Below are 17577 nucleotides of genomic sequence, written 5' to 3' on the forward strand. Positions count from 1 at the left end.
TCATAAACAAGTTTACATAAAAACGTGTCATTGCGAGCGGAGCGAAGCAATCTTTCCCAGAGATTGCTTCGGGCTATCGCCCGCGCAATGACAACTTACTTTTAGCATCCACTATATGTTTATTCTTGCGGTAGAAATTCAGAGTATTTGGTTCTAAACTCATTCTACCTGATAATCTTCAAACTCTCTATCCATAGGATTTAGCGCTCTACCTCCAAATCCCTCCCTGTGCAAACGGATATCCTTAATTATCTCTGCCGCCGAGCGCTCATCATTCCAAATGCCGTAGAGACCGCTCCCTTTGGTTTCGCGCTTCTTGTGACGCACTTTCACAGAAAGCACACCTTCCTTTAACGAGTGAATGATCTTCACAACCTTTGGAAGCACCTCGCCAGGCATTTCCCGAACTTCCCTAAGAATAATCTTTTCATATTCAGCCCTTGTCCCCATAATTTCCTCCATAATCCTCTTTTTGAAAAACTCATAGCGCCAAGTTTTTTGTTGAAACTCATCTTACCTGATAATCTTCAGACTCTCAATGCCTTGTATGTACTACAAAGGCGTCATAGGTATTTCCTAACTGGGTGCTGCCTCTCATTGCTATTTTCTGAAATTAGATATGGTGTCACTAGAATTCCAATTCTTTCTCACTCCAAGCGGGATAAAACGAACTCAACTGTTCTTAAAAAAAGTGAATATCGTGTCTTGTCGCTGTTATGTGCAGTTGGATGCTCCGTTGATTTTATTCTTCTGCGTCCTTTAAAAGGAGATTCAATTCTTTGAACAGTTTGTCAAATCGATCTAGAGCTTCCTCAAGATGCGGAAGGTTCTTTTTTATCATGCCCGAGTTTTCTACTAAGAATGATGCTGGTCCAAAGTGGTCGAATTCAGAAATATCTATTGAAAGCGTTCTGAAATGTTCCTCAACCTCTGCAACAACCCGCTTTGGTGCTTTTGAGGGCTTCTTGTCAGACAGCTGTTGAGATCCTTTCAGGCTGTAACATTCATTCACTAAAGTTATATACGTTGAACGACCAAACATATCTTCAATATCAGCTTCATCTTGGTTAGCAAACATCTCGGCACTGAAGACGTGCCCTTTCTTAAGTATCTCGGAATCTCGGAGAGTGCGGATTTTCTTCTTGTCACCATCGTGAAAATCTGTAAAAACGGCAATGTGAAGTTTGTTGCAGCCGAAAAGAGTAATAAAGCTGCCTATCTTGTCTATTCCTCCGGCCGGAGCAATGACCCATTTTGAATCCAAGCCTTCTTTGCATTGTGATTTGAGTTCCTGAGAGAACCACTTGAGGTATAGCAGGTCGGACGGTCCCTCGACAAGCAACGTGTGCTTCCCGATGAATAGAGTCTGAGTGATCTCATAACCAAGGGCTGCTTGTAATGGGAACAGAGTGTCGGAATCCGTGCTTAGAACTTTGTCGCCTATCTTAGTTCCTAATGGTTGCTTATTCTTTACGACATCTTCAACCGTCCTGACACCCATGATGTTGTCGGGATCCACCATAAAAGGGGAATGGGTACTGTAGATAACTTGAAAGTGCGGTTTTAGCTTTTCGTTTATGTATCTGAGCAAATCTCCCTGTGCTTTGGCGTGCAAGCTGAGACCGGGTTCGTCCAGAAGTAGAAAGAGATTCGTACCATAGGTCTTCCGTACTTGTGAGAACCACGCCAAGAAAGAAAAGAACCAAACGAAGCCTGTGCTGCGGTCTTCGAAGCTTACAGATACTTGATGTCGGGTGTTCTCTATACGAGTCATAAAGACATATCCACTATTGAACGGCGGCGGATCCTCTGCCAGTGCATTTTCGAAGCGGAAGTTGACCCTTAAGTATTCATTCTGACTCCAATATTCAAATATCTCTCGGGTCAGCTTATTGGAAACACCCTCAAGCTTTGCTATTAAATGTTCAAGTTTACCTAACTCTTGAATTTCTTTTGGTGTAGTGCCGGCTAAATCAAGCAAGGCAAGGAAAATCTTCTCTGAGAATAAAAGTTTCTTAGAACTTATGTTCTGGCTTAGCGCATTGAAGGAAACTCGCCCAGCCATTTTCTGGTAGTCAGCGAAATAGAGAAAAGTTGGAAGCCGTGTAGCCAATGCATTATTGACCACTTGGCTTAGTTCCCCATTTGGGATATTCTTCTTAATCTTAGCAAGAACCTCTGCCTGTTCTGCTGAGGGTGTCTTGATGTTCTCAAGTTGTGTGATTATATCTGCAACAGAGAGAACCTTGGTCCCTTCTGTAATCTCTCCCTTCTCGGAACGAAGTTGCTTGAGATAATGCTTTACAACTTTCGCTTCGTCAACCTCAGTATTCCAACAGAGTTTGTTTCCATAGCCTTTGGTTACTGTGACCAGCTTACTCCTGATCGGGTTCACCCCGAATGTATCCTGCAAGACCTTTTCGTCTCTTTGGTCGAGTTCCCATACAGTCGTGAGTACATTAGCTGGTTTCTCATCCTTGATTACCTCGTAATCTGTTAAACCCTTCCTTGGATACTCCTCAAGGTCATCGAAGTCAGCTTGATCGCGTTCCACTGGCTTAAGTTTGTAGAGAGCCTGCAAGACTGCACTCTTTCCAGACTCATTTTTCCCGACTAGACAAGTAATAGGCGCTAGTGAAAATTCTTCTGAATCGTCAATGCACTTGTAATTATGAATTCTTACGGTTTTGAGTCTCATCTACACCTCCTATTTGTTCTAATTACTCAGAGAAACTGGACTTTATTTCCTTCATCTCTTGCAATTCCAGCCCTTCTATCTTCCTTTTGTACTCTTCCATCACAATTAAAAGATATGTGTTGTGTCCGTTGCGCTTGACCCAGCCGCACTTTTATCAAAGAAACGCCACACCCGCTTCTTTAAAATGTTTGTTGATCTTTACACTGGCCTTGGGGGCTTCTTTATTAAGACATATTCTATAGTGCCATTACCGTAAATCTTCTATCATCCTTTTAATAGTAATGGATAATGGTGACACTTCATGTGCACATATCCAAAATACCTCTTCCGCATCAATATCAAAATAGTGATGTGCGATAATATCCCGGAAACCCATGGCGCCTTTCCAGTCGGTTTCAGAGTATTTCGAAAGAAGGCTGCCGCCTGTTATTTTGTCTATATTTTTCAAGGCTTCTCCGATGGAGATGAACAGCATGCAGATACCATCCAGCTTTTCCATACCGGCCGGCGAATCGGTAAAATCGTCTGCGCTATGAATTTGTTCCGAACGACTTTTGATTTTTCCAAGGGCTTCATCAATCTGATGGAGTATTGACAGAACAAGGTCATTATCAAACATAGACGCCCTCTTTCTCTATGCGTTCTTTAAGAAAAGGGTTCATCTTTTCCCGCATCCTGACAATATCAACCTGTTTCCGCACCCGGCTTTCAATCTCTTCCTTTATGTGCACCATTGCAAACGGGTTGGGAGTCTTTGTTTTTATACAGACGTCAACATCACTGTCCTCCCTCGCTTCATCCCGAGCAATCGAACCGAAGATTCCGATTTCAAGTATGCCGTATTTATCCGCAAAGTTCTGTTTGAAGTCGCGCAAAATGGCTAGTATATCATCTCTTCCCATTATCTGCCTCCTACTGCATTTATTGCCAATATCTTCTTTCCATAACTACACCTCAATGACCTTGAGACCTTCAAACCGCAAAGGGAATAAAGGCTAGGATCATTACCGTTTCATCAACTTTCCCTGGCTTTGAGCAGTTTTGATGACAGGATGATTAGCCGTAAAGATTTGTATCCCCGGCACTGTGACAAAGTCGCCATCATCGGTAATGACCTTTAGCACACCTGCCTTTGAAATAGCTTCAAGGATAAACAGATCGTAGCCGTCGAGAGGCTGACTCGAAAGCCTTGAGAGAGCAGCATTAGTAACCTGTTCATCTATTTGAAGGTCAAGCGTTTGAGCCATTGTGTTAACCTGGCTCCAGGCGGTTTGAACTTCTGCTACGACATTGGCCCGTTCTGTTGAATGGTTATGGCGGTATTCTTTACTACCCAAGGCCCCATTAGAGCGGCTGTAAATCTCCCGCTCCGTCCTTTCGATCAGGTGTGCTAATTCTGCCAGAGAAAGTCCGCATCTGTGGAGTTGGCTTTTCGCTGAAATGGTCTTGCTGATGTATGATGGATAGTCGTTTGTTTGATAAGGTTTGGGACGCGTATCCGCCAGATCTGCCCTGGAATAAGTAACCCAGTACCATACATTGGTATCCACAAGAAAGATATCGTCTTGCCCCGGTGTGTCATTGCGAATATCGATTACTTCGGCATGGACTGTATAATTGATTGCCATTATAAAGCCTCGGACTGTTCAAGCAGGACTTCGTCAACGGCCTTACGAACGTTAGGGTTGGAATAATACTCTTTAGAGTTCTCAATAACTCTTTTGAGAACCGCTAAACCTGTAGGGACAATGTTTGTAATTTTGAGGAGGCGGTTAAGGTCGTCAGGTTTAATATCTTTGAGTAGCCGACCAATGGCGGCATTAAAGAACGGTGATGCAAATATTTTCACATCCTTAAAATCAAGGGCAACGATATTGCCGCCTGATAATTCAGGGTGTATCAAGTTGAAAATTTTCTGACCGTCCTCCAGTGTAATGCAGTTTTCACCAACCAGATCAAATACGTTTATCTTCATTTTAAAACCTCCATTGATTAAAAAAGCGGCTCTTCAACAACTTCTGACGCCAAGTGGTAATATGATTCATCACAAATAAAAGTTATATTTATAAGAGTTCCTTCAAAAAATGTAGACCTGTTCAAGAACTCTTCCCGCTTGCTATCTATGTATAGCATAACCCTCATGGCTAAATACCTCAAGTTTTCCCTTATTGATTTTTACGAACTCTTTAAGCAGATCAAGCCCCAGACCTCTATTATTTGGCTTCGTGGTTGTCCCGCGCTGAAATGCCCATTTCAGGCAGCTTGCGGCGTTCAAGGAGTGCGCCCGCGGATCATGTTTGAAAAACATTCTTACATTTGACGGTATCCCAACGCCAAAATCCACAACTGAAAGTTTAAGTTCATGTTTATTCGGGTAATGTTGACCGCAGCTAAAGATACCAATGGGCGACTGGCCATGCTCAAAGGCATTGGCGTAAATCTCCCAGACCCTGCCAACAATGGCATCCTTCAGCATTTCACTCACAGGAACCCATCCTCGCCCCAGCCAATTCGTTTTCAAGTAGTCAACCAGAACAACTTTATCTTGGCAAAAATCCTCACGATACGGGATTGAATTACCAGACCATGGAGCGCCGCCAAATCCTAATGTTGAAAAAAACCCATTCTGTTCCAAGTTTACTTTTATTTTTGGGTGAATCGTATCCAAATCAAATCGAACAATCCCGCCTCTGGCTTGAATTAACCGAGTAAGCCCACCCAGAAAGGCAACGGCATTATGGCGTAAAAACCTACAACGGTTAAATTCAAATGTCACATCCAGATTGTCGTTATTTACCTGATTCCAGAGGTTAAACAAGACATCAAAATCTGCGGTAGTGTAGTCATTGATTGTAGGTATAGAGAGCGTTATCTTCACAACTCCCCTCTAAAGGCCTTTGCCAGTAAGGCTGGAGTAAAGACTGCCAGTTCTGCCTCTGTCTCGGATTGCAATTGTTTAAGTTCTTCCGATTTCCTTTGAAGACCGTTGAGATATTCAACAATACTGCGCTGTTCTGCTTTATCATTAGGGAATCTCATAGAAAGCGGACCAACTCCGTTTTGGTTTTTGTATAGCCCTGTTTCCTGGAAAAACATGATTAATGTAACACTTTAGTTTTTTGGAAAAACAGGGACGAAGCATTTGCCCGTTTGGGCAAGAATGCATTTATGGCAATTTACAGCAAATGCTTCGCCCCTACACTGATTAATAGATACATGCATCCATCGCTTTTCAGACGCAGTGTTTTCACAAATTCTGGTTTTGAGTGTCCAGACACATAGACTTTGAAAAAATAGCCACCCCCTGTAAACGCAATGGTATGGTGCTCCTCTTGTATCCCCTTATTTCCAGCAAGTCAATATTATTTTCCAGTCTCTACAGGTATCATCACACTTATTTCTTTCAGTGTTACAAGCCTGGAAGTATCGGGTATTTCAATTTCAAGAGTGGTAAGCCCTGCTTGTCAAGATGAAGAATTACACCCTCCTTCAAATCTATTGAGTCACCAAGCGTACCATCTCTAAGCTCTATCAGAACAATATCAGCTTCCTTTGAATATTTTATCTTCAGATGTACCACCTCCTTTATAATAACGTTCTCTATAAGGGAAATCCACTGTGAGCAATATTGGTATAGATGATAGGAAATTGCTTTTCCCCATTAGGCGGTCAGATTAGCAAAAACATGGAAATTTGCAAAATTTTTTATTTTATCGGCTTTATTGAATATTTATCTTTCACTTTTTCCCACATCGTCTCGGCAGCCTGCACCGAAGGTTTGCCCGCTTCTAAATGAACGAGTTTGCCGTCACGATCGTAGACCAGGACAACCGTCTTTTTCTTAGGCACTTTCAGGGCCCGGCGGATCTCTCCGCCGTTGTCGATCAGGAGAAGCGGCTCCTTGCCGAACTGGTAATCCTTCTTCATTCCCTTGATGGCCGCGCCCTTAAATAAGCTCGGTTGCATGTCTTCCAGGAAAGCCAATTTGGCTTTGGAACCCGCTTTGGCTTTTAAGAGATACTTATTCCACTTTTCCTGGGCGGATTTATTCTTCAAAATAGGCGCCGTCACCACCAGCACTATGCCATCTTTGGAAATACTCTCGTTCGTAAACGTATTTCCATTCGGGTCATTCAGAGAAAAGGCGGGAAGTGTTTGAGCGAAGAGCGACGCATCTGGGACTCCGAGGGTGTGTATTTTCTCTGTACAGGACACACTCGTCAACACAATGATTAAAGCAATAAATAGAAGCCAGTTTTTCATGAGTTCATCTTTTTCAAAGCACCTGGTGACCCTGTATGATCCGAACGAGGACCACAACCACGGCGATTACCCACAACATACGCTCATCCTTTCCCCCCCTCTTATCTGATCCCGCTTACACTTCGCTTGATCATGATTCAGGTTAATAGATATGTGAATGTGCGCCACAGAGATTTCGCTATTACGCAGCTTATAATGTTGTTGTGTTGGCGTAGGTTACAAAGATTGAACAGCAACGCCGCCATTCAGATAGTACGATACATCCTGCCTTCTGATTGCTGACTTCTGTTTTTCTACCTTCGTTGCAGCTCCGTATTTCAAAATAGATGCTTTGTAGACAATGGAGTGCGAGTTTAACACGGACAAACGGGGTTTGTCCGTGCCACCCTTATAAAAAAACTAACATTTTGCGGGCATTTTGAGTATAGCAAAAGAAACTACTCCGGTATTTTTACGCCCTTTTCCTTTGCAACAATAATTGCATCTTCGTATCCGGCGTCGACATGGCGTGCGATTCCTATGCCTGGGTCTGCGGTTAAAACCCTTTCAAGTCTCTTGTCTTTCTCTGCGGTTCCGTCAGCAACGATTACCATTCCCGCATGGAGAGAGTTTCCTATCCCCACGCCGCCGCCATGGTGAAAACTTACCCAGCTTGCGCCATTCACTGCGTTCAGGGCAAAATTCAATAACGGCCAATCGGCAATTGCATCGCTGCCGTCTTTCATGTTTTCCGTTTCCCTGTAAGGAGAAGCAACAGAACCGCAGTCAAGATGGTCTCTTCCGATAACCACAGGCGCTTTCACCACACCCCTTCTTACCATATCATTAATAATGAGTCCCATCTTTGCGCGTTCGCCATATCCCATCCAGCAAATCCTTGCGGGAAGCCCTGCTTGTGGTACCTTTTGCCTTGCAAGGTTTATCCATCGAACGAGAGCCGTATCATCAGGAAAATTTTCAATAATCGCCTGGTCTATCTTATCGATGTCCGCCGTATCCCCCGATAACGCAGCCCAGCGAAACGGGCCTTTCCCCTGGCAAAACAACGGCCTGATAAATGCGGAGACAAAGCCGGGATACCAGTAGTTCCCGTGTGAATCACGCATGGAAACACCGGCAAACTCCGCCTGTGAACGCAGATTGTTGCCGTAGTCAAAGCATATTGCCCCGTTTCTCTGCATCTGTAAAATCGCCTTTACGTGTTCGATAATGGCGTCAAAGACCTTTTCCTTATAGACCCGTTTATTTTTCTCCCGCACGTTATCCAATTCTTTTAAATCGCCCACCGGCACGTAGGACATTAAATCATGCGCCGGGGTTTGATCCGTTACGATATCCGGGGTTATTCCGCGTTTTACCAGTTCCGGATGAATAACAGCGGCATTCCCAACCAGTCCCACTGAAAGGGGTATTTGCCGGGATTTTGCATCAGATATCCACGACAATGCCTCATCAAGGCTCTCTGTGATTTTGTCACAATATCCCTCTCTTACCCTTTTTTCTATACGGTCCTTTCGCACTTCCACACAAAGGACTACCCCGTCATTCATTGTTACCGCAAGGGGCTGTGCGCCGCTCATGCCACCCATACCCGCGGTAAGCACGAATTTCCCCTTTAAAGAATCGGTATTCAGTACTTTTTTCGCCAATGCCGCGAAGGTTTCGTAGGTACCCTGCAAAATTCCCTGAGCGCCAATATAAATCCAGCTTCCTGCCGTCATCTGTCCATACATAGTAAGGCCGAGGGCGTCGTAATTATCAAATATATCCTGGTTTGCCCATCCGGGGACAAGGTTGGCGTTTGCGAGGATGACCCTTGGCGCCCATTCATGCGTTTTTGCCACGTACACCGGCTTCCCCGACTGTACACAGAGCGTTTCGTCTTTTTTTAATGTTTTTAATGCGGCAACAATCCTTTGATATTCCTTCCAGTTCCTTACGGCGCGTCCATTCCCGCCATATACAATAAGTTCTTCCGGCTGAACGGCGATATCAGGGTCAAGATTATTCATCAACATGCGCAACGCCGCCTCGCTATCCCAGTTGTCGCAGTTGAGGGTAGTTCCTGTGGGCGCCTTAATCGGGCCTTCCGGTCTGAATTCATAAAACATCGGTCGGGTCATAAGTATCAATTCCTTAAAAATCTTTAGAGGTAATTTATTTTCACAAATGTGTCCTGTTTTAGGGGATATTACCTAAAAAAGGGGACAAGGGGGTTGTAATTTTGCATGTATTTCGAGTAAGCTGAACTGTTGGAAAAAGAGTTTATATTTATTTGAAGAAAAAAGCAATTTTAAAAATGATGCACACAACTCCTAAACTGGCATGGTTATAATCAAACAAACACGAAACGTGAAATACGAAAGGGGAACCTCGGATTAAAAGAAATCTCCAGTCTCCAATTACTAATGACTAATGACCAAATAAGGTACTGATTGCGTTCTTAAGCCGGAGCTTTTGAACGAGTTTTTTCAATTTTTCAAAAAACTAAATTGTTACAATGAATTTGTAATGTGGGATTCATAATACCTTGCCAAAACTAGCGGTAAAAGATTTTAATCTCAGCCACACACTCTTATGCGGCCAATTGTTCCGGGTGAAAAAAATAGACGATTGGTTCTACGTTGCAGCAAAAAACCGAATATTCAAAATCCGGCAGTTATCAGAGCATGTGGAATATTATGGCGTCGGCAAAAAATTCTTAACGAATTTTTTTGCGCTTGATGAACCGTATGGCGATATACTATCGCAAATAAATAAGGATTCACACATGAACAGTGCGATAGGGAAGTTTTACGGATTGCGTATCGTGCGGCAGGATCCCTGGGAGTGTTTGATATCGTTTATGTGTTCTTCCGCCGCAAACATTCCAAAGATACAGTTAAACCTTGAAAATCTCTCAGAGTATTTTGGCGAGAAAGTGCGGCTGCATGATTTCGAATGGCACACCTTTCCCCGTCCGGGTAAACTGGACGATTACCAGCAGATTTTAATGGCAAAGACAGGATTCCGTGCAGTACATATTAAAAAGGCAAACGATACCATCAACGATGCTTTTTTAACTGCATTAAACAAACTCCCCTATCCGGAGGCTAAAAAAGCCCTGCTGCAGATTCCAGGCGTCGGAAACAAGATTGCAGACTGCGTTCTCTTGTTTTCCCTTGGGTTTTCAGAGGCGTTTCCTATTGATACATGGATAAAAAAAATCCTCCAGCGGCTTTATTTTAAAGATGAAACCGTATCAAATAATGAATTGCACACGTTTGGGGTGCATTATTTTGGGAAATACGCAGGATACGCCCAGCAATTCCTCTATATGCTTGCAAGAGAAAATAAATAACCCGCGTTTTTGTTAACAAACGATGGATGAAGTGCTGCCAAAAATGCGTGGATTTTAAAAAATATTTGCGTTAAGATGAGAGTTTAATTGTTTATTTGATTATTTAAATAAGAGGGAGAATATGTAAAATGGGTGAAAATAAAGTAATTACCAAGGATATGATTATTAATGATGTGATACAAAAATATTCTAAGACAATTGGTATTTTTAAGGATTTTGGCGTAGATTCCTGCTGCGGCGGTGGGTTCAGCATCGAAAAAACAGCGGCAATGAGCGGGGGAGATATGGAAAAACTGCTTGAGAAACTGAATAAGGCGATCGACGAATAACAACGGCAGACAGGTGGCGAGGCTGCATAAGCACTAAGTTAAAATGACTGATTAATTTAAACGAGCAAGGCAAGATGTCCGTGTTTTTCGAGGGCATCCCCGACCTCCGAATGAATAACGAAAGTCGAACAAGGAATTCCGAATCATGAAGTAGGAGTGTATGCAATACGCCACCACACCATGCTGCAAAACATCGCTATTATTGGAGTTTTTCAAAAGACTAAAGTGTTACAAAGTGACATTATCAATGGCTTTAGCCCTCAGGTAAAGTTAACCCAATACGTTCCACTGCCCAGGAAATAAAGGTTAATCAACATGGTCATATGTTAATTTAAATCTCGGGTTTAATAGTGTAATTTAAACCTGACTTTATCCCGCTGCGACCCGATTATATGCTGGCAAATGTAAAAAGCGTTTCTGTTTATGGTATTGAAGGATATCTGGTGGAAGTAGAGATATGTATCGTAAAGGGAGAGATGCCTTCTACGATTATTGTGGGGCTGCCGGATACTGCGGTAAAGGAGAGCCGGGACAGAGTAAAGGCTGCGCTGAATAACAGCGGTTACCGGTTCCCCAGTAATGTCATAATAAACCTTGCGCCTGCGGACAGAAAAAAGGAAGGGCCTGTTTTTGAACTGCCGATTGCGGTAGGGATCCTTGCCGCTACAGGCCAGTTAGAAATATCTGATCTGCACGAATATGCCATTGTGGGTGAATTATCATTAGATGGAAAGGTGCGCCCGGTAAAAGGCTGCCTGCCGATGGCATTGAAATGTCGTGAACTGGGAATAAGGAAGCTAATCCTCCCTTCCGTGAATGCGCCTGAGGCAGCGGTAGTGGAAGGGATCGACATTCTGCCGGTTGAAACGTTTGAGCAAACGGCAGGAATCCTTTCAAAGGCAATCGTCCCTGAAAAATTCCGGATCGATCCCGACAAGATGTTCGGGAATCATACGGGATATGATGTTGATTTTGCAGAGATAAAGGGCCAGGAGCATGCAAAGCGGGCGTTAACCGTCGCGGTGGCGGGCAATCATAATGTACTGCTGGTTGGGCCGCCGGGGGCGGGGAAAACAATGCTTGTGCAGCGTATCCCTACGATCATGCCGCAGCTTACCCTTGAAGAGGCTCTCGAAACCACAAAAATATACAGCGTGCTGGGGCTTCTGGATGCAAAGAAATATTTAATTGCAACAAGGCCGTTCAGGGCGCCCCACCATACCATCAGCACTGCAGGATTGATTGGCGGCGGGTCTGCCCCAAGGGCGGGAGAAATCAGCCTTTCACATAACGGGGTATTATTCATGGACGAACTTCCCGAGTTCGACAGAAAAACGCTGGAAGTGCTTCGCCAGCCGCTGGAGACGGGCGATGTTACAATATCGCGGGCTATGAATTCGGTGACGTACCCTGCCAGTTTTATGCTGGTGTGCGCAATGAACCCTTGCCCGTGCGGATACTATACCGACAGGAAAAAGGAATGCCGCTGCACTTCATATCAGATACAAAAATACTCTTCCAAGGTATCAGGGCCTCTGATGGACAGGATTGATATCCATCTGGAGATACCGGCGGTAAGTTACAGGGAGCTTTTATCGGACGCAGAAGGACATTCCTCTGAATCGTTAAGAGAAAAGACAGTTCGTGCGAGAGAGATACAGAGAGAACGCTTTCATGGACAAAAAATAAAGGTAAATGCACATATGACTTCAAAACAGCTAAAAAAATATTGCGTGCTGGACAAGCAGGCAGAATCGTTGCTGCATCAGGCAATGGTAGCGCTGGGCATCTCCGCCCGCGGACACAGCAAAATACTAAAGGTTGCCCGCACCATTGCTGATCTGGACGGGAGCGATGCAATAAAAGAGGAACATATTTCTGAAGCGACACAGTACAGAAGCCTGGACAGAGGGCTGCAGAAATGAATATCCTTTTGATAGATCCACCGTTTTACCGGTTCTTCCAATATTACAACCGGTATTTCCCCCTGGGTTTGAGCTATCTGGCGTCCATACTGAAAAAAGCAGGGCACAATGTGACGATTTATGACGCTGACTGCAATAAAGACTCCAAAGGAATGGACTATACCAGATTGCCGGAGATGTATGCCGCTTATTTAAAAGAGCTGAGAAATCCGGAAAATCACATCATAAAAGAACTATCGGAAACACTGAAAACCTGCCGGCCGGACATTGTAGGAATTACCGTAATGACCCCAAAAGCGGCATCTGCTTTTACCGTAGCGTCATTGGTGAAAAAATACGATAAAAAATGCCACGTGGTTTTTGGGGGCCCTCACGCAACATTAAAACCTGAGGAAGTATTAACGATCTCCGGAGATGTTGACTTTGTTATCAGCGGGGAAGGCGAAGGCGCTTTTCCGGAACTGGTACACTTGCTGGAGAAAAAAGAAGGGGGATTTGAGAAAATAGCAGGCCTCTCCTATTACAGGGACGGCAGGAAAGCAAGCAGCGGTTCGGGAAAATTTATTGATAATCTGGACACGCTGCCCTTCCCCGACAGGGAATCTTTGTTGGGGGCAGATACCTACACATCTGAGGACATGGGGCTGATAATGGGGAGCAGGGGCTGTCCGTTTAACTGCTCTTATTGCGCCACACAAATCTGGACAAGGAAAGTAAGGTATCGTTCAATACCAAATATCATTGAAGAAATAAAATACGTTAACGAAAGATATGGCACACACCAGTTTACCTTCAAAGACGACTCTTTTACCGTTAGCAAAAAAAGGGTTGCGGAGTTTTGTGATGCATTGTTAAAAGTAGGGCTGAAGGTAAAATGGGACTGCAACACAAGGGCTGACCTGGTAGACCTTCCCCTACTTAAAACGATGAAAAAAGCAGGCTGCAACAGTATTAAGGTAGGCGTTGAGTCCGGCAGTGAAAGAATCCTGAAGATTATGGACAAAGGAGTGTCATTGGAGCAGGTAAAGGAATCCGCAAAACTTTTCCGGAAGGCGGGGATACACTGGACGGCATATTTCATGATGGGTGTGCCTACGGAGACAAAGGAAGATGTAAAAGAGACCGTAAAGCTGCTGTATGAAATCAAACCAAGCTTTGCATCGGTGGGGGTGTATGAACCGTTTCCCGGCACAAAATTGTTCGATATCGGCGTTGAAAGGGGGCTGGTGAAAAGGGATATGGCGTATGAAGAATATTTTCTGCGGATACCCAGCGACTATTATCTAAAGGATGTGAAAAAAAGAAGCGATACGATGGATGAGGAAGAATTCACTGCCCTTGAAAGGGAAGTAAAAGAAACGTTTCATGATTATAACAAAAATATCACCCGCATATATGAAAGGGCAAAGGCAAGAAGCTCGGTCTATGTGCGCAATCCTAAGATTTTTTTGAGCGATATTGAAAAATTTCTCGGGTGGATGAGATAAAGAGATAGAACAATGAAAATTCATTATCCGGTTTCCCGAAGAAAAATAGTACTGGTGTTGGGAGATATCTGCATCGTAAACCTTGCAATATTGTTATCTGCAATCGTTCGTCTGGGCGTTGAGGGCGGGCTAAGTTACGTAAGAGGAAATCCCTTGTCGTTTGCGGTTTACGGCATTGTTCTTATAACAATATTCTCCTTTGCGGATCTATACGATACCCGTAAGGACTATAAATCTATCGGCACTGCCCTCTCTATCATTTTCGCAACTGCAGTAGCCTTTGTTATAACGACGTTTATATTTTACATAAATGGATCATTGAAGATAGGAAGGGGCGTTTTCTTCATCAATGGAGCGCTCATTATTGTCTTTATTACGGGCTGGAGAATGCTCTACAGTTATATAATAGAGCAGCCGCTTTTTAACAGGAGGGCGCTTATTATAGGCGCCGGTTGGGCAGGAAGAACCATTTTAGGGGAGATTCGCAAGGCAAAAAAAGCGGGAATAAAAGTGACGGGGTTTATTGACGATGATCCGGAAAAGTTAAACACGCAAATATGCGGAGCGCCCGTCCTGGGAGACCGGTCTGTTATAAACAAGGCCATCCGGCAGCAGAATATCGACACTGTTATCTCTGCCATAACTCATGAAAAACATGCAGATCTGATTAAAACGTTGATCCATTGCTCATGGAACGGCGTGGACGTAATCGATATGCCTACAATATACGAACAACTAACCGGCAAGATACCGTTTAAACATATTAATGACATGTGGATGCTGCATGTAGTTATAAGCAAGCCAAAATTATACGGCAAATTTATTAAACCTGTTTTAGAGACCATTATTTCCCTACTATTATTCATCATATTAATGCCTGTAATGGCGATAACTGCCGTTTTGATTAAAATTACGTCGAGGGGAGGTATTTTTTATACGCAGGAACGGATGGGAAAAGACGCCGGGAGGTTTACCATTATTAAATTCCGGACGATGGTAGCCGATGCAGAATCACAGACAGGGGCTGTTTATGCAGCGGACAATGATCACAGGATTACGAAGGTGGGAAGGCTTCTGAGAAAATGGAGGCTGGACGAGGTTCCGCAATTATTGAATGTGATTAAGGGCGATATGAGTCTGGTTGGCCCGCGTCCGGAGAGGGAAATATTCATAAAAGAATTTGAAAAGAATATACCGTTTTATTCCCAGCGGCTTGCCGTGAAACCAGGATTAAGCGGATGGGCACAGGTGAAATATCCCTATGCATCTACCATTGAACAAACAGAAGAAAAACTACAATACGATTTGTACTACATAAAAAATATGTCCTTCCTGCTGGACACTGTCGTATTATTAAAAACGGTGAGGGTGATGCTGTTTGGGAAGGGTAAATAAAAAAAACAGGAAATACTAAAGGGGAACCACAGATTTCACATATTGCACAGATTAAGAAAAACCAGAATATTGTAACACTTTAGTTTTTAATGGTAACCTTACCTTACGAAAGGATGTTTTTCATCAAAGAGCGCCTTTCGTTATAGGAAACCCTTTCCCGGGTAATAAGTTCCCGTATTTGGTGGGGGTTTTTAATGCCTTTAAGCGTATACGTAATGGTATTTGTGAAAATTTTGAGAGTGCCGACCCGGAGGCGTTTTTGAATAGCACCCTGGTGTATGAGTATTTTGTTAATGTCGTTATAGTCTATTTTCTTAAGACGGGTCGAAAAAGGCCCTTCTATAAGGAATAACCCGTTTTGGGCAATATAATATTTTGAAATGCAAATGGTGAGCACTCCATAACAAAAAAGAATACTGCCAAATGATAACAGACAAAGTCCAAAGGGAGAGTGGATTCCGTGCCACCGGAGGCTTAAAAAAAAAGAAAGCACGGAGATAAAAAACAGCAGCCAATACTGTTCTATACGTGGTTTTAGTATTGTTTGCGGCGTATTTTTTGCAAAAACAGGCAGTGAATTCGGAGCGTTTAGTTCATCCATTTTTTTTAAATGAGAGTATCTGTTCCGGAATTAACGGCAAAAAACAGCATGTCATTAAAAATATTTATACGGGTTCTCTTTACCAATGAGTCACATTTTATGTATAGGAATTTCAATATTTTTAGTTAAGCAATGAATAAAAATAAATGTCGTTGGATTTTTTTCTTTTAAAAACCCAACCTGATTTAATAGTACGTAGCTAATTCATTGCGGTCGCATAAGAGGAGTAAATTATAAGTAAGGGCTTCTTGCAAGTCAAGGCAATACAAATGGCATTATCTCAACCTTAACCGTAATCTTAAATTTTTACTATTTAAAATATCTGAGAATATTATGAAAAAAGCTTTAATAACCGGAATTACCGGACAAGACGGCTCCTATCTTGCAGAATTTCTCCTTTCCATGGGCTATGAAACTCACGGCCTTATTCGCAGATCCAGTACCTTTAACACCGGCAGGATTGATCACCTCTACCGGGACCCCCATGACCCCGATGCACGGCTTTTTTTGCATTACGGAGACCTTTCCGATTCGGGACAAATAACAAACCTCATCTATAATATTCAGCCTGATGAAGTATATCACCTGGCAGCGCAAAGCCATGTACGCGTTAGCTTTGATATGCCTGAATCCACTGGGGATATTAGTGGCCTGGGCACAACAAGGTTGTTAGAGGCAGTAAGGAGAAGCGGCATTAAAACCAAAGTGTATCAGGCAAGTAGTAGCGAGATGTTCGGAGATGCCCTTCCTCCTCAAAATGAGGAAACACATTTCAGGCCAAGAAGCCCCTATGCTGCAGCCAAAGTCTATGCCTACTGGATGACAGTTAACTATCGGGAGGGGTACAATATGTTTGCCTGTAATGGAATCCTCTTTAATCACGAATCACCCAGAAGAGGCGAGACTTTTGTAACAAGAAAGATAACGAGGGCGGTGGCAAACATCGTTGCCGGAAAGCAAAAGAAATTGTATTTGGGTAATTTGGCGGCCAGAAGGGACTGGGGTTTTGCCCCGGAATATGTAGTGTGCCAATGGTTAATACTTCAACAGGAAAGACCGGATGATTATGCGATAGGAACCGGCGAAAGCCATTCGGTAAGAGAATTTGTCGAAATTGCCTTCAAACTTGTTGGGGTTGATTTGGAATGGAAGGGAAAAGGCGCCGAAGAAAAAGGCGTCGTTCGCTCCTTAACCTCCGCCTTATCCTCAACCTCCGCACTTAAAACCGGCGACGTCCTTGTTGAAATCGATCCCAGATACTTCAGGCCTACAGAAGTAGACTTTTTATGTGCCGACATAACGAAGGCACAAAAAAAATTAAACTGGGCGCCGAGGGTTACATTTCACGAGCTTGTCCAAATTATGGTTGACTCTGATATGGAATTGGCCGGTTTAAAATCATCGGGCGACGGCGTCAGGATTCTGAGACAGAAGGGGATTGGCTGGATAGGGGAAATACCATAGGACTGAAGGGCAGAAAGCATATAGCCATGGGTGAAACCCAATAAGCGCTATAGAAATTCCTAAGCTGGTATAGCC

The 17577-nt window shown here is 43.5% G+C and carries 18 protein-coding genes; 6 read left to right on the plus strand and 12 right to left on the minus strand.

The window, feature by feature from the left end; translation table 11 throughout:
* Positions 1 to 159: 159 nt before the first annotated feature.
* From KSMBR1_RS06790 to hutU, 11 genes are all read right to left on the minus strand, one after another.
* Positions 160 to 462, minus strand: coding sequence for a hypothetical protein (locus KSMBR1_RS06790; RefSeq protein WP_099324633.1), 303 nt, complete (start codon positions 460 to 462; stop codon positions 160 to 162).
* Between the two features lie 280 nt (positions 463 to 742).
* Positions 743 to 2698, minus strand: coding sequence for an AAA family ATPase (locus tag KSMBR1_RS06795; protein ID WP_099324634.1), 1956 nt, complete (start codon positions 2696 to 2698; stop codon positions 743 to 745).
* 247 nt (positions 2699 to 2945) lie between these two features.
* Complete coding sequence (locus KSMBR1_RS06800; RefSeq protein WP_099324635.1) at positions 2946 to 3317, minus strand: HepT-like ribonuclease domain-containing protein; 372 nt, start codon at positions 3315 to 3317, stop codon at positions 2946 to 2948.
* Positions 3310 to 3600 carry a nucleotidyltransferase family protein gene (locus KSMBR1_RS06805; protein ID WP_099324636.1) on the minus strand — a complete coding sequence of 97 codons (291 nt, stop codon included), beginning with the start codon at positions 3598 to 3600 and terminating at the stop codon, positions 3310 to 3312. The genes KSMBR1_RS06800 and KSMBR1_RS06805 overlap by 8 nt, the downstream gene beginning before the upstream one ends.
* A gap of 102 nt (positions 3601 to 3702) precedes the next feature.
* Positions 3703 to 4326, minus strand: a complete 624-nt coding sequence (locus KSMBR1_RS06810) for a hypothetical protein (RefSeq protein WP_099324637.1) — start codon at positions 4324 to 4326, stop codon at positions 3703 to 3705.
* On the minus strand, positions 4326 to 4673 hold the full coding sequence (locus KSMBR1_RS06815) for an STAS-like domain-containing protein (protein ID WP_099324638.1): 348 nt from the start codon (positions 4671 to 4673) through the stop codon (positions 4326 to 4328). Before KSMBR1_RS06815 ends, KSMBR1_RS06810 begins: the two co-directional genes overlap by 1 nt.
* A gap of 141 nt (positions 4674 to 4814) precedes the next feature.
* Positions 4815 to 5576, minus strand: a complete 762-nt coding sequence (locus KSMBR1_RS06820; protein ID WP_197705369.1) for an ATP-binding protein — start codon at positions 5574 to 5576, stop codon at positions 4815 to 4817.
* Positions 5573 to 5737 (minus strand): restriction endonuclease subunit S domain-containing protein, encoded by a 165-nt coding sequence (locus KSMBR1_RS06825; protein WP_157820430.1) that lies wholly within the window; start codon positions 5735 to 5737, stop codon positions 5573 to 5575. Before KSMBR1_RS06825 ends, KSMBR1_RS06820 begins: the two co-directional genes overlap by 4 nt.
* Before the next feature lie 370 nt (positions 5738 to 6107).
* Positions 6108 to 6278 (minus strand): DUF2283 domain-containing protein, encoded by a 171-nt coding sequence (locus KSMBR1_RS23255; protein WP_197705370.1) that lies wholly within the window; start codon positions 6276 to 6278, stop codon positions 6108 to 6110.
* A gap of 125 nt (positions 6279 to 6403) precedes the next feature.
* Positions 6404 to 6961: a hypothetical protein gene (locus KSMBR1_RS06835; protein ID WP_099324640.1), complete on the minus strand. Its 558-nt coding sequence runs from the start codon at positions 6959 to 6961 to the stop codon at positions 6404 to 6406.
* Between the two features lie 437 nt (positions 6962 to 7398).
* Positions 7399 to 9084, minus strand: a complete 1686-nt coding sequence (hutU, locus tag KSMBR1_RS06840) for a urocanate hydratase (RefSeq protein WP_230408050.1) — start codon at positions 9082 to 9084, stop codon at positions 7399 to 7401.
* A 407-nt stretch (positions 9085 to 9491) separates the two neighbouring features.
* Here hutU and KSMBR1_RS06845 point away from each other — a divergent pair, with 407 nt between their 5' ends.
* The 5 genes from KSMBR1_RS06845 to KSMBR1_RS06865 all read left to right on the plus strand — a co-directional run bounded on the left by KSMBR1_RS06845 (position 9492) and on the right by KSMBR1_RS06865 (position 15437).
* On the plus strand, positions 9492 to 10301 hold the full coding sequence (locus KSMBR1_RS06845) for a DNA-3-methyladenine glycosylase family protein (RefSeq protein ID WP_157820431.1): 810 nt from the start codon (positions 9492 to 9494) through the stop codon (positions 10299 to 10301).
* Between the two features lie 128 nt (positions 10302 to 10429).
* Positions 10430 to 10630 (plus strand): DUF542 domain-containing protein, encoded by a 201-nt coding sequence (locus KSMBR1_RS06850; protein WP_099324643.1) that lies wholly within the window; start codon positions 10430 to 10432, stop codon positions 10628 to 10630.
* Positions 10631 to 11022: 392 nt separating this feature from the next.
* On the plus strand, positions 11023 to 12555 hold the full coding sequence (locus KSMBR1_RS06855) for a YifB family Mg chelatase-like AAA ATPase (RefSeq protein ID WP_099324644.1): 1533 nt from the start codon (positions 11023 to 11025) through the stop codon (positions 12553 to 12555).
* On the plus strand, positions 12552 to 14042 hold the full coding sequence (locus tag KSMBR1_RS06860) for a B12-binding domain-containing radical SAM protein (RefSeq protein ID WP_099324645.1): 1491 nt from the start codon (positions 12552 to 12554) through the stop codon (positions 14040 to 14042). The genes KSMBR1_RS06855 and KSMBR1_RS06860 overlap by 4 nt, the downstream gene beginning before the upstream one ends.
* A gap of 12 nt (positions 14043 to 14054) precedes the next feature.
* On the plus strand, positions 14055 to 15437 hold the full coding sequence (locus KSMBR1_RS06865; RefSeq protein ID WP_099324646.1) for a sugar transferase: 1383 nt from the start codon (positions 14055 to 14057) through the stop codon (positions 15435 to 15437).
* A gap of 103 nt (positions 15438 to 15540) precedes the next feature.
* On the opposite strand, the gene KSMBR1_RS06870 is transcribed toward KSMBR1_RS06865, so the two are convergent.
* Positions 15541 to 16038: a PH domain-containing protein gene (locus tag KSMBR1_RS06870; protein WP_099324647.1), complete on the minus strand. Its 498-nt coding sequence runs from the start codon at positions 16036 to 16038 to the stop codon at positions 15541 to 15543.
* 333 nt (positions 16039 to 16371) lie between these two features.
* Between KSMBR1_RS06870 and gmd the strand changes: the two genes are divergently transcribed.
* Positions 16372 to 17502, plus strand: a complete 1131-nt coding sequence (gmd, locus tag KSMBR1_RS06875; protein WP_099324648.1) for a GDP-mannose 4,6-dehydratase — start codon at positions 16372 to 16374, stop codon at positions 17500 to 17502.
* Positions 17503 to 17577 lie beyond the last annotated feature (75 nt).

Source organism: Candidatus Kuenenia stuttgartiensis, assembly GCF_900232105.1.
Taxonomy (GTDB): domain Bacteria; phylum Planctomycetota; class Brocadiia; order Brocadiales; family Brocadiaceae; genus Kuenenia; species Kuenenia stuttgartiensis_A.